A 12,628-nucleotide genomic window follows, 5' to 3' on the forward strand; every position below is an offset into this window, starting at 1 on the left:
CGATGCCGGACCGGCAATGCCGGTCCGGCGCAGTTCTCAGAATGGACAGCAATGGCTGTCACGAATATCCAGGGGAAAGAAATTTGAACGTCATTCATCGTAGTGTCCTGGCCACCGCCATCCTGTTGGCCGTGGCCTCCGTGGCACCTGCACACGCAGGCGAAGTCTGCGTCCTAGATGATGGAATCAGCACCGGCACCGGCGGAGCTTCCGCTACCGGCGCGGCCGCGACGGCCTGCGGCACCGGGGCCAGCGCCAATGGCGATGCGAGCACGGCAGTTGGCAACAACAGTTCGGCCGGTGGCACGGGCAGTACCGCGGTTGGCGCGGATAGCCTCGCTAGTGGCGAGCAGAGCACGGCGATTGGTCAGGGCAGCCAGGCCACGCAGTTCGGTGCGACTGCGATCGGTAATGGCGCGGTGGCCAGCGGCGAATTCAGCACCGCAACCGGCATCAGTAGCCAGGCCACCGGCCTGAACAGCACGGCGACCGGCGCGGGCAGCAATGCTTCCGCGGAATCGACGACCGCCAACGGTGTCTTCAGCGAAGCCAGCGGACAGTTCAGTTCGTCGTTTGGTGCTTTCAGCTTCGCCAACAGCAACAGTGCGAGCGCATTCGGCTTCCAGGCTCAAGCCATCGCCAACAACAGCGTGGCGCTGGGTGCGAACTCGATCGCTGATCGCGCCAACACGGTGTCGGTCGGTTCGGCTGGAAGCGAGCGTCAGATCGTGAATGTCGCCGCCGGCACGCAGGCCACCGATGCTGTCAATTACGGACAGCTGCAGGCTGTGGAAACCGTGGCCAATACCGCGCTCACGAACGCAGCCACCGCGCAGACGACCGCCAACACGGCGCTGGCCAATGCTGCAACGGCCCAGACGACCGCGAACACGGCGCAGACCACGGCAAACACGGCGCTCACGAACGCAGCCACCGCGCAGACGACTGCCGACACGGCGCTGGCCAACGCTGCAACGGCCCAGACGACCGCCGATACGGCGCTTACCAACGCTGCGGCCGCTCAGACCACCGCCAACACCGCGCTGACCAACGCCGCGACGGCGCAGACCACTGCTGACACGGCACTGTCGAATGCCGCGACCGCGCAGAGCACCGCCAACACGGCCATCACCAATGCGGCCACTGCGCAGACGACCGCGAACACGGCTCTCGCCACTGCAACCAACGCCGTGGTCAGCGCGAACGGCTACACCGACACGAAGGCCGCGGCGACGCTGAGCAGCGCGAACGCTCATGCCGATGCCGGTGACGCTGCCACGCTGTCGTCTTCGAAGACCTATGCGGACGCGGGCGATGCCCATACGCTGTCGCAGGCGAATGCCTACACCGACTCGCGCATCACCCAGATGCTTGCAGCTCCGCAGGCGGCGATCGACGAGCTTCGCGGTGACATGGAATGGCGCTTCAGCCAGACCGATCGTCGCATCGATCGCATGGGTGCGATGACCGCGGCCATGGTGCAGATGTCGAGCGCAGCGGCTGGTATCCACACCAAGAACCGTGTTGCCGTCGGTGCCGGCTTCCAGAATGGCGAGCAGGCACTGTCGATCGGCTATCAGCGTTCGATCGGCGAGCGTGCTTCGTTCACCCTGGGCGGTGCGTTCAGCAACAGCGAAAGCTCCGCTGGCGTGGGCCTGGGCATGGGCTGGTAAGGCTGGAGCCTGAAGTAGTGAGCATGCCCGCCGCGGTGCGGCGGGCATGCGATTCATTCGCCCGGCTTGGCAGCTTCCACCGGCGCCGTCGTGGCGTGTTGCCGGGCCAGCTTCGCCTCGCGATGCGCGATATAGGCGTTGGCACCGAAGATGATCGCCGCGCCGACAGCGGTCCAGCGATCGAGCTTTTCATCGAACAGCAGATAGCCGAGCACGGCTACCACCAGCAACTGCATGAAGCTGATCGGCGTCAGCGCCGACACATCTCCCAGCTTGATTGCCCGAGTCCACAGCATGTGAGCCGTCGTGCCGAGAATGCCGGCAGCGGCGACCCACAGCCACGCGATTCCCTGCGGCCAGTGCCATACGAACAGCGCCGGAACCAGCGACATCGGCACCCATAGCAGGGTGGTCCACACCACGATGCGATCGGCAGGTTCCGTGTACGAAAGCTGTTTGATCTGGATCGACACCAGTGCACTGAACACCGCGGCAGCCAGCGCCACCAACGTGCCCGCGCTGAAGCTTTCCGAGCCCGGACGCAGGATCACCATCACGCCGACGAAGCCGATCAGCACCGCGGCCCAGCGGCGTGCACGGACGTGTTCCTGCAGGAAGATGACCGCGGCGATGGTGACGAACAGCGGCGTCGAATACGACAGAGCGATGGCCTGCGCGAGCGGCAGGTGGCCGATGGCCCAGAAGCCGCAGAACATGCCGATCACCCCGATCACGCAGCGGATCAGGTAGCGACGCCACTGGGTGGTCTTCAGCAGGCCGGGGCCGTGCTTCACCAGCAACGGAGCCGTCGCCAGCAAGCCGAAGAAATTGCGGAAGAAGGCGACTTCGAAGGTGTGCATCGAAGCCGAGGCCAACCGGATGGCAACGGCCATCAGGCCGAAGAACACCGTGCTGCCCAGCATCAGCAGCGCCGCCTGGACGTGCGTGTTTGCCGGAGCAGGCTTGGTGGGGGGGGTCATTACCAGGTGGCGCCAATCACGCGTGGTTCGGGTTCGATCATCACGCCAAAGCGTGTTCGCACCGAATCGGAGATGCGTCGGGCCAGGTCCAGCAGTTGCATGCCGGTGGCCTGGCCATGATTGACCAGCACCAAGGCATGCGAAGCCGCCACGCCCGCGTCGCCCTCGCGATGTCCCTTCCAGCCGCATTGATCGATCAGCCATGCGGCGGAAAGCTTGCGCGAGCCTTCGTCGTTGCCCCGGAACATCGGCAGCGGCTCGTGCTCCGACTTCAATGCCTCGGCCTGTGCCGCGGGCACGATCGGATTCTTGAAGAAACTGCCGGCGTTGCCGAGCACCGCGGGGTCGGGCAGTTTGCGCCGACGGATCGCGATCACCGCGTCGGCGACATGCTGCGGCGTCGGCTCGGTGACGCCCATGTTGGCCAGTTCTTCGCGGATGCCGGCGTAATCGAGTTTGAGCGAGGGCGTGCGCGACAACGCGAATTCCACCGCGGTGACGATGTATCGATCCGGTTGCTGCTTGAACAGACTGTCGCGATAGGCGAAGCCGCAGCCGTTCGCGTCGAAGCGGAGCATCTGGCCGGTCGCGGGTTCGAACGCTTCCACGGCGTGGATGAATTCGCGGACTTCCGCGCCGTAGGCGCCGATGTTCTGGATCGGCGCCGCACCGACGGTGCCGGGAATCAGCGCGAGATTTTCGAGTCCGGCCAGGCCCTGGCGCAGCGTGCGCATGACGAAGTCGTGCCATTCCACACCGGCATCGGCACGCACGATGGATTTCTCGTCATTGCTCGTCGTGTCGTGCGGATCGAGCCGGACGACGCGCTTGCCGGTCAGTGCCAGCACCACGCCATCGGGGTTGCCCGCGAACAGCAGGTTGCTGCCGCCACCGAGCACCAGCGAGAGCTGCCCGCCGAAGTCGCGGTCGGCCAGCAACGCGGGTAGGGCGTTCGAGTCGGATACTTCCACCAGCACCGGCGCGGTAGCTGCGACGCCGAATGTGTTGCGCGATTGCAGCGAGGCGTCGCGGGCGATGCGGATGGAGTCGGTCATGGATGCGGAGTTTGGGCTCTCAGGTTTCAGGCGGCAGGTTGCCGCGGCTGGGGGCTTCCTTGCGGCGACGCAGCGCTTCGACGCATTCGCGCACCAGGCCCGGGCCCTTATAGACCAGGCCGGTGTACAGCTGCACCAGCGTCGCACCGGCCGCCTGCTTGGTGGCGGCGTCGGCGCCGGACACGATGCCACCGACGCCGATCAACGGGATCGATTCGGGCAGGCGCGTGCGCAGCATGCGCAGGATCGTCGTGGAAGCGCCCATCAGCGGGCGTCCCGACAAACCACCGGTTTCGTTGGCGTGGTCTGCGCCTTCGACCATCGTGCGCGAGATCGTGGTGTTGGTCGCAATGACGCCGTCGACGTGGAGATCGGCGAGCACGCGCGCGGCGGCATCGACGTCGCTCTCGCTCAGGTCGGGTGCGATCTTCACCAGCATCGGCACACGCTTGCCGTGCTTGGCGCCAAGCCGTTCCTGTTCCTCGCGCAGCGTACCGACCAGGCGACGCAGCGCCTGTTCTTCCTGCAGCTCGCGCAGGCCGGCGGTGTTGGGCGAGGAGATGTTGACCGTGACGTAGTCGGCGAGCGGATACACGCGCGACAGGCAGTACATGTAGTCGCCTTCGGCCGCTTCGTTCGGCGTGTCCTTGTTCTTGCCGATGTTGATGCCGAGCAGGCCGCCGCGACGTTGTGCGCGTTCGACGTTGCGCACCAGCACTTCAATGCCTTCGTTGTTGAAACCGAGGCGATTGATCACCGCGCGATGCTCCGGCAGGCGGAACATGCGCGGCTTGGGATTGCCCGACTGCGGCTTCGGCGTGATCGTGCCGATCTCGACGAAGCCGAAGCCCAGCGACAACAGCGCGTCGATGTGCGCGCCGTTCTTGTCGAGGCCGGCCGCGAGGCCGACCGGGTTCGGGAAGGTCAGGCCGAAGGCCTTGGTCGGCAACGGATCGGGCTTGCGCGACAGCAGCGGGTTGAGCCCGCTGCGATAGGCGGCTTCCATTGCCGACAAGGCGACACCGTGCGCGGTCTCGGCATCGAGACCGAACAGGAAGGGGCGCGCAAGTCCGTACATCGTCACTGGGACCGTCGCTTACAGGTCGAACTTGATGCCCTGGGCCAGCGGCAGCGAATCCGAGTAGTTGATGGTGTTGGTCTGGCGGCGCATATAAGCCTTCCACGAATCCGAGCCCGATTCGCGGCCACCGCCGGTTTCCTTCTCGCCACCGAAGGCGCCGCCGATTTCGGCGCCCGAGGTGCCGATATTGACGTTGGCGATGCCGCAGTCCGAACCCGACGCGGCCAGGAAGGCCTCGGCAGCCTTCAGGTTGGTGGTGAAGATCGCCGACGACAGGCCCTGCGGCACGGCGTTCTGCATGTCGATGGCTTCGTCGATCGTCTTGAACTTCATGACGTACAGGATCGGCGCGAAGGTTTCGTGCTGGACGATCTGGTCTTCGTTGGTCAGGCCGGTGACGATCGTCGGCAGGACGAAGTTGCCCTTGCCCTCGACCTTGGCGCCGCCGGTTTCGATCTTGCCGCCCGCGGCCTTGGCCTTCTCGACCGCATCGAGGTAGGCGTTGACGCCATCCTGGCTGTTGAGCGGGCCCATCAGGTTCTTCGGGTCGGTCGGATCGCCGATCTTGCCTTCGACCTGCTTGTACGCGGTGACCAGCTTGCCCAGCACTTCGTCGTACATCGACTCGTGCACGAACAGGCGGCGCGTGGTGGTGCAGCGCTGGCCGGCGGTGCCGACGGCGCCGAACACGATCGCCGGGATCGCCAGCTTCAGGTCGGCGGTCTGGTCGACGATGATCGCGTTGTTGCCGCCGAGCTCGAGCAGCGAGCGGCCCATGCGCTGGGCGACGCGCTCACCGACCATGCGGCCGACCTTGGTCGAACCGGTGAAGCTGATCAGCGGGACGCGCTTGTCGTCGACGAACTGCTGCGCCAGCTCGCTGCCGGCGTCGTTGAACAGGAAGAAGATGTCGGGGAAGCCGCCCTTCTTCAGCGCTTCGTTGCAGATCTTCATCGCGGCGATCGCGGAGAGCGGGGTCTTCGGCGACGGCTTCCACACGGTGATGTCACCGCAGATGGCGGCGATGAACGAGTTCCAGGCCCACACGGCGACCGGGAAGTTGAACGCGGAGATCACGCCGACGATGCCGATCGGGTGCCACTGTTCGTACATGCGGTGGCCCGGACGCTCGGAGTGCATGGTCAGGCCGTACAGCTGGCGCGACAGACCGACGGCGAATTCGCCGATGTCGATCATTTCCTGCACTTCGCCGTCGCCTTCCGGCTTGGACTTGCCCATTTCCAGCGCGACCAGCGAACCCAGTGCGTCCTTGTGGGTGCGCAGTGCGTCGGCACACAGGCGGATGGCTTCGCCGCGGCGCGGGGCCGGGGTGGTGCGCCAGACTTTGTAGACGGCCTGGGCGCGCTCGATGATGGTGTCGTAGTCGGCCTGCGAGGAGGCCTGCACGCGACCCAGCACTTCACCCGTGGTCGGGTTGACCGGTTCCAGCACGCCCGCGTCCTTGGTGGTGGCCCACTGGCCATTGCCGAGGAAGGTGCCGGATTCGTTATCGGTCAGGCCGAGCGCGGTGAGGACAGGGTGGGTCATGGGGGAAGCTCCAATGGAAAAGAGGTGCTGGCCGGACTGACTTCCGGCTGGCAAAGACTGGCGGCCCCGACACGATTCGAACGTGCGACCTTCCCCTTAGGAGGGGGACGCTCTATCCAGCTGAGCTACGGGGCCATAAGGCGCGGAATTATCGCAGAGAACGGCGGTAGGCCGTACCCCGGGGCAGGGTGCCGCGCCTCTGGCGAAGCTCAAAAAGGATCCCGCAGCTCGCCAGGATGACGAGTCATGGCCGGGGGTATTCGGCGAATTGACGATTCGGTGGTGCATCCGGATTCCGAAGCGTCAAAAACAAAACGCCCGGATTGCTCCGGGCGTTCTGTCGTGCAGGAACGCGAAACTTACTTCGCGCGCTTCTTCTTGCCCTTCCCACCGTCGGCCGGCGGCGCGGTGTCGTCCGCCTTGGGCGTGGCGACCAGGCCACGGCGTTCCAGCAGCGGCTGGATGTCCGGCTTGCCACCGTAGAACTTCTCGAACAGTTCCATCGCATCGACGCTGCCGCCCGGCGACAGGATCATGCTGCGCAGGCGGTCGCCATTGGCGCGCGTCAGGCCCCCGTTGGCCTTGACCCAGGACACGGTGTCGGCATCGAGCACTTCGGACCAGATGTAGGCGTAGTAGCCGGCTGCGTAGCCTTCCATGATGTGCTTGAAGTACGGAGTGCGGTACCGCGGTGGGACGGCCTTGTAGTTCAGTCCCACCGAGTCCAGTGCCGCTGCTTCGTAGTCCATCACGCCCGATGCCGCGGGGATCTTGTCGGCGCTGACCTGGTGCCACTTCTGGTCGAGCATTGCCGCGCCCAGGTATTCGGTAGTGGTGAAGCCCTGGTTGAACTTGGCCGCGGCCAGCACCTTGTCCAGCAACGCCTTCGGCATTGCCTCGCCGGTCTGCCAGTGCTTGGCGTAGTTGGCCAGGATCGACGGCCAGTCGGACCACATCTCGTTGACCTGCGACGGGTATTCGACGAAGTCGCGCGGCACGTTGGTGCCGGAGAAATAGGGGTACTTCACGTTCGAGAACATGCCGTGCAGGACATGGCCGAATTCGTGGAAGGCCGTGTTGGCGTCGTCCCACGTCATCAGCGAGGGCTTGCCCTGCGTCGGCTTGGTGACGTTGAGGTGGAAGGCGACCACCGGGTGCGTCCCCATCAGGTCGGACTGGTCGACGTAGGAACTCATCCAGGCGCCGCCCTGCTTGGAGGCGCGCGCATAGGGATCGACGATGATGATGGCGAGCTGGCTGCCGTCTTCGTTGAACACGTCATAGGTCTGCACGTCTTCCTGATAGACAGGCAGGTCGGTGCGACGCTTGAAGGTCAGGCCGTAGAGCTGGTGGGCGGCGTAGAAGACGCCGTTGTTCAGCACGTTGTTGAATTCCAGGTACGGTTTGAGCTGGTTCTCGTCGAAGTCGTACTTCGCCTTGCGCACCTTCTCGCTGTAGTACAGCCAGTCCCAGGATTCCAGCTGGAAGCTCGGCTGGCCCTTGGCCTTCTGTTCCTTGTCGATCATCGCCTGCAGTTCGGAGCCTTCCTTGCGCGCGTTGGCAACAGCGGCGGGGGCCATGCGGGCCAGCATCGCGTTGACCGCCTCAGGATTCTTCGCGGTCTGGTCAGCCAGGGCGAATGCGGCGTAGTTCGGGTAGCCCATGATCGCGGCGCGTTCGGCGCGCAGCTTCATCAGTTCCGCGATCGGTGCGGTGTTGTCCCACTGGTTGCCGCGGGTATTGCGCGCCATGGAGGCCTTCTGGATGCGCTCGCGCAGGGCGCGGTTGTCCAACTCGGCCAACAGAGGCTGCAGAGTCGTGTTGAGCAGCGCGATGCGGTACTTGCCGGGCAGGCCCTTGTCGGTGGCGGACTTGCCCAGCACGGCGATCTGCTCGTCGGACAGGCCGGCGAGCTCGTCCTTGCTGTCGACGATGATGGCCGAGTCATTGGCTTCGGCCAGCACGTTCTGAGTCAGCTTGGTCTGCAGGCTGGCGACCTGTGCGTTGATGGCCTTGACCCGATCCTTGTCGGCGGCGGACAGGTTGGCGCCGGAGCGTTCGAAGTCCTCGTAATACTTCTCCACGAGGCGCAGGCCCTGGGCGTCCAGGCCAAGCGAAGCACGCTTGCCGTACAGCACCTTGATGCGGGCGAACAGCTTGTCGTTGAGGTAGATGCTGTCGTGGTGCGCGGCGAACTTCGGCGAATAGGCGGCGTCGATCTTGTCCAGCGCGTCATTGGTGTTGGCACCGGTCAGGTTGCCGAAAACGTAGCGCGCACGGGCATAGATCTGGCCGCTCTTCTCCATCGCCACAATCGTGTTGTCGAAGGTCGGGGCGTCCTTCGAATTGGCAATCGCATCGATTTCCTTGAGCTGCTCGGCCATGCCGCGGTCGAAGGCCGGCGCGAAGTCGCTGTCCTTGATCTTGTCGAACTGCGGGTAATGGAACTGCAGCGGGCTGTCGGAGAAGAAGGGGTTGGCCTGGTTGTTCACGACTGTGGGAGCGGTGGTGGGCTTCTTGGCGAAAGCCGGAGTGGAAGCCGCGGCCAGGGCGATGGCGACGGCGAGTGCGAGGCGGTGCGACATTCGGGTGGACTCGTGGAACGGGAGCCGGAGGGTAACCGATGGGGGCTGACCGGGACCCATGACGAAAGGCACGGAGGGGTGCCGGATGCCCCGTTCATGACCCTGTCACGCCACGAGAACCGGGGGTTTTTCATGCTGGGTGCGTTCTCGGAGCCCGCTGATCGGAGATCTGCCATGAATGTCGTGTCCGTAATGACTCCCAACCCGGCCTGCTGCGCCGCTACCACGCCCCTGCGCGACGTGGCCCGGATGATGCTCGACAACGACTGCGGTCAGATTCCCGTGGTGGACGCGTCGCAGCATCCGATCGGCGTGGTGACCGACCGCGACATCGCCATGCGCGTCGTCGCCGAGGGCCGCAACAGCAACGACGCCACCGCCGCCGATGCGATGAGCATGCCGGTGCGCACGGTGACCACCGAAACCAGCCTGGCCGACTGCGTCTGCCTGATGGAGGCGGACCAGATCCGTCGCGTGCCGGTGGTGGATGCACAGGGCAGGCTTGCGGGCATCGTGTCGATCGCCGACCTGGCACTGGCCGGCAAGCGCGAAGCGACGGCGGAAGTGGTGAAGGAAGTCTCGGAGCCGATGCGGCACTAACGTCTGACACTTTGTAGTCCCGGGCCTGCCCGGGACGCTTCGTGGTGTCGAAGTGCCGGGCAGGCCCGGCACCTACAGGACGAACGGTGGAGACTTAGTGCTGTTCTGCCGCATTGGCCCGGATCGCCGCGATCAGATACGCGGCCAAGCCGGCACCGTGACGGTCGTAGTAGTCGCGGAAGCGCTCATCGGTCTCGTAAAGATCGGCCAGGCCGCATTGCATCGCATTGCTGCACGGGTAGTAGCGCTCGCCGATATGCAGGCGATGGCGTTCGGCCAGTGCCATGGCGCGTTCGCTGTCGGGCGCCGCACCGCCGTCGCGTGCGCTGCGCAGGTCGGCGATCAGTGCGTCATGTTCGGACTGCGCGGCTTGCCAGTCCGCGCGCTTGTAACCGGCGACGCGACGGCGGGATTCCTGCCAGGCTTCGGTGTGGCCCCAGCGTTGCTCGGCTTCGCGGGCATATTCGCCGTTCTCGAACTGCTCGAAGCCTTCAAAGAGTTTGTCGGTGGTCATGGGTCGCTGCTCCTGTAATGAGTCGAGGGTCGCATCGACCGCACGCAATACCGCTTCGGCATGGCGCCGTTGCTGGTCGACTACCGCGCGCTGCTCCAGCAGCGCCTGGCGCTGCCGGTCGGGCGTGGCGTCGATCAGCGCGTGTACCGCGTCCAGCCCGAAACCCAGTTCCCGGAACAACAGGACCTGGCGAAGACGGCGCAGGTCGTCGTCGTCATACAGCCGATAGCCGGCCGCGCTGCGCTGCGACGGCTTCAGCAGCCCGATCGCGTCGTAGTGATGCAGTGCCCGCACCGTGAGGTGGGTGAGGGCGGCGACCTGGCTGACGGTGAGATGGGGCTGGCGTTTCATGGCGGTGCGATCCGATGCGGCACGCAGGTTCCGGCCTGACGCAGCGTCAGGGTCAAGCGCGACGTCCATCCCGGTTCAGGGATGCCTCAGCACTGCCGTAACGTGAGAGACAGGAAAACCCAACCTTTGGCCATGGCGGGGCCGCCGCTTTGCGGCGATGCTGCGGCCTCCATTCGACCCTGACAAGGAATAGCAGGATGAAACGAGTATTGGCTCTGTCGCTGGCGGTGATCCTGGCCAGTCCGGCCCACGCCGCGCAAACGCTTCGCTATGTCGCACTCGTCGACAACGGCAAGGAAGCGGGTCACCAGGTCGTGACTACGGGCGACGACGGCGTGACCCACGTGGACTTCATCTTCAAGGACAACGGCCGCGGTCCCGAATTGAAGGAAGAGTTCAAGCTCGCGCCGGACGGTACTTACACCAGCTACCACGTCACCGGCAGTACGACGTTTGGCGCGCCGGTCGATGAATCGTTTGGCCGCGACGGTGGCAAGGCGTGGTGGAAGTCCACGTCGGACCAGGGTGAACAGACGGTGGATGGCACCGCGTTGTATTCGCCACTTGGTGGCACGCCCGCGGGCTTCTCGGTTGCGCTCGCGGCGATCGCCAAGCGTCCCGACGGCAAGCTGCCGCTGATTCCGAACGGAATGCTGAGCACGCGCAAGATCGCCGAAGCCGAAGTCAACCATGGCGCCGAGAAGCAGAAGGTGCAGTTGCTCGCAGTCACCGGCGTTGGCCTCACGCCAACGTTTGCGTGGGCGACGCAGGGTGAATCGCCGCGTCTGTTCGCGTTCATCGTGCCGGGCTTCCTGCAGCTGATCGAGGACGGTTGGCAGTCCAATGGCGCCACCCTCGAAGCCCGCCAGAAGCAGGCGGAAGGCGAGACCCTGGTCGCCTTCCAGAAGCGCCTCGCGCATCCGCTGAAGGGCGCGACGCTGATCCGCAACGCACGTATCTTCGACAGCGAGCACGCCACGCTGGGGCCGGCATCGGATGTGCTGGTGCGTGACGGCCGCATCGTTTCGATCAGCGCCACTGGCGGCAAGGGGCAGGCCGACCAGGTCGTCGATGCCGCTGGACGCGTGCTGCTGCCGGGGCTGTTCGACATGCATGGCCATGTGGGTCGCTGGGATGGCGGGCTCAACATCGCTGCCGGCGTGACCACCGTCCGCGACATGGGCAACGACAACACCACGTTGCAGCAGATCCTCGCGGAGGAGAAGGCGGGCACGCTGCTGATGACGCGCATCGTCCCGGCTGGCTTCATCGAGGGCGAAAGCCCGATGTCGGCGCGCAACGGCTTCGTGATCAAGAACCTCGACGAGGCAAAGAAAGCCGTCGACTGGTATGCCGAGCACGGCTATCCGCAGGTGAAGATCTACAACTCCTTCCCGAAGGACCTGCTGCGCGACACCGCGGCCTATGCGCACAGCAAGGGCCTGCGCGTGAGCGGGCACGTCCCGGCCTTCATGCGCGCCCAGGACGTGGTGGAGCAGGGCTATGACGAGATCCAGCACATCAACCAGGTGTTGTTGAACTTCCTGGTCGATGAGAAGACCGACACGCGCACCCTGGTGCGCTTCTATCTGCCCGCCGAGAAGGTGGCCGACCTGGATTTCGACAGCAAGCCGGTGCAGGACTTCATCGCGATGCTCGCGGCGAAGAAGACCGTGATCGATCCGACGCTGTCGACGTTCGAGTACTGGCGCCAGCGTCCGGGCCAGGTCGCGCAGAGCTATGCGCCGGTCGCCGAGCACATGCCGCCGGATGTCCAGCGCGGGTTGAAAGTCGCGGAAATGAAGATCCCCGACGATGCGACGTGGGAGCGCTACAACAAGTCGTACCTGAAGATGGTCGAGTTCGTGGGACGCCTCTACAAGGCCGGGGTGCCGATCGTCGCCGGTACCGACGCGGTGCCCGGCTTCACCGTGCAGAGCGAGCTGGAATGGTACGTCCGGGCCGGGCTGACGCCGGCGCAGGCGCTGCAGGTGGCGACCTGGAACGGTGCGAAGTATTCGCGCACGCTCAATGACCGCGGTTCGATCATGCCGGGCAAGCTGTCCGATCTCGTGCTTATCGACGGCGATCCGACCCGCGACATCTCCGACATCCGCAAGGTCGCGCTGGTGATCAAGGGCGACACCGCGTACTACCCGGACGAGATCCACGAGGCCATGGGCATCAAGCCGTTCGTGTCGGCGGTAAAGGTCGGCGCGGGCCACTGAGGTACCCGATCCG

At 65.1% G+C, this 12,628-nt stretch carries 9 protein-coding genes and 1 tRNA gene; 3 read left to right on the forward strand and 7 right to left on the reverse strand.

The features are described 5' to 3' along the window. Positions 1–83: 83 nt before the first annotated feature. Positions 84–1,673 carry a YadA-like family protein gene (locus ACYVGK_RS11250; protein WP_460733706.1) on the forward strand — a complete coding sequence of 530 codons (1,590 nt, stop codon included), beginning with the start codon at positions 84–86 and terminating at the stop codon, positions 1,671–1,673. Between the two features lie 53 nt (positions 1,674–1,726). Here ACYVGK_RS11250 and ACYVGK_RS11255 read toward each other — a convergent pair whose 3' ends face one another. The 6 genes from ACYVGK_RS11255 to ACYVGK_RS11280 form a co-directional block, all read right to left on the reverse strand. Continuing rightward, positions 1,727–2,653, reverse strand: coding sequence for a DMT family transporter (locus ACYVGK_RS11255; RefSeq protein WP_460733708.1), 927 nt, complete (start codon positions 2,651–2,653; stop codon positions 1,727–1,729). Then, positions 2,653–3,708, reverse strand: coding sequence for a UDP-N-acetylmuramate dehydrogenase (gene murB, locus ACYVGK_RS11260; RefSeq protein ID WP_460733710.1), 1,056 nt, complete (start codon positions 3,706–3,708; stop codon positions 2,653–2,655). Before murB ends, ACYVGK_RS11255 begins: the two co-directional genes overlap by 1 nt. A 19-nt stretch (positions 3,709–3,727) precedes the next feature. Then, the gene (locus ACYVGK_RS11265) at positions 3,728–4,786 is read right to left on the reverse strand and encodes a quinone-dependent dihydroorotate dehydrogenase (protein WP_460733712.1); all 1,059 of its coding nucleotides are present in this window, start codon (positions 4,784–4,786) and stop codon (positions 3,728–3,730) included. Positions 4,787–4,804: 18 nt separating this feature from the next. After that, a complete protein-coding gene (gene amaB, locus ACYVGK_RS11270) occupies positions 4,805–6,337 on the reverse strand; it encodes an L-piperidine-6-carboxylate dehydrogenase (RefSeq protein WP_460733714.1) in 1,533 nt (510 codons plus the stop codon). 58 nt (positions 6,338–6,395) lie between these two features. After that, positions 6,396–6,472: transfer RNA gene (locus ACYVGK_RS11275), tRNA-Arg, on the reverse strand. Positions 6,473–6,696: 224 nt separating this feature from the next. Next, positions 6,697–8,922 (reverse strand): M3 family metallopeptidase, encoded by a 2,226-nt coding sequence (locus ACYVGK_RS11280; RefSeq protein ID WP_460733716.1) that lies wholly within the window; start codon positions 8,920–8,922, stop codon positions 6,697–6,699. A 174-nt stretch (positions 8,923–9,096) separates the two neighbouring features. On the opposite strand from ACYVGK_RS11280, the gene ACYVGK_RS11285 reads away from it, so the two are divergent. Continuing rightward, entirely contained in the window at positions 9,097–9,522 is a 426-nt protein-coding gene (locus ACYVGK_RS11285) for a CBS domain-containing protein (RefSeq protein WP_460733718.1), read from the forward strand. Between the two features lie 94 nt (positions 9,523–9,616). Here ACYVGK_RS11285 and ACYVGK_RS11290 read toward each other — a convergent pair whose 3' ends face one another. Further along, entirely contained in the window at positions 9,617–10,387 is a 771-nt protein-coding gene (locus tag ACYVGK_RS11290; protein ID WP_460733720.1) for a MerR family transcriptional regulator, read from the reverse strand. Positions 10,388–10,584: 197 nt separating this feature from the next. Between ACYVGK_RS11290 and ACYVGK_RS11295 the strand changes: the two genes are divergently transcribed. Then, on the forward strand, positions 10,585–12,615 hold the full coding sequence (locus ACYVGK_RS11295; protein ID WP_460733722.1) for an amidohydrolase family protein: 2,031 nt from the start codon (positions 10,585–10,587) through the stop codon (positions 12,613–12,615). Positions 12,616–12,628 lie beyond the last annotated feature (13 nt).

The organism is Lysobacter tyrosinilyticus (assembly GCF_054779815.1).